We start from the raw sequence: 405 nt of genomic DNA, 5'->3' as shown, positions 1-405 counted from the left end.
GTCGGGGCGCACGCGTGGCGCACCGCGGCGGTGTTCTCGGTGACCGGGCACCTGGGGTACTACGCGCTGCTGGTGCAGGCGATCCGGTGGGCGGGCGCCCCGATCGCGACGGTCATCATCGGCCTGCTGCCCGTCTCGATCGCGCTCACCGGGAACTGGGTGCGCCGTGAGCTGCCGTTCGCGCGCCTGGTGCTGCCGCTGGCGCTCATCGTGTGCGGCCTGACGCTCGTGTACGTCGTCGAGCTCGAATGGCAGAGCGTCGTGCAGGGGAGGTCGGGCGCCGACTGGGCGCTGGGGATCGCGGCCGCCGTCGGCGCGCTCGTGCTGTGGACGTCGTACGCGGTGCGCAACGCCCAGTTCCTGCGCGAGCACCCGCACGTCTCCTCGACCACGTGGTCGACCATG

At 72.6% G+C, this 405-nt stretch carries 1 protein-coding gene; it reads left to right on the top strand.

The genetic code is table 11. The features are described 5' to 3' along the window. The coding region (locus G3I71_RS49130; protein ID WP_203733250.1) for a hypothetical protein at positions 1 to 405 on the top strand (405 nt) is incomplete at both ends.

Source organism: Streptomyces sp. SID12501, from assembly GCF_010550245.1.
Taxonomy (GTDB): domain Bacteria; phylum Actinomycetota; class Actinomycetes; order Streptomycetales; family Streptomycetaceae; genus Streptomyces.
Note: the sequence above shows the minus strand (reverse complement) of the source record. Positions and strands in the feature narration are given on the sequence as shown.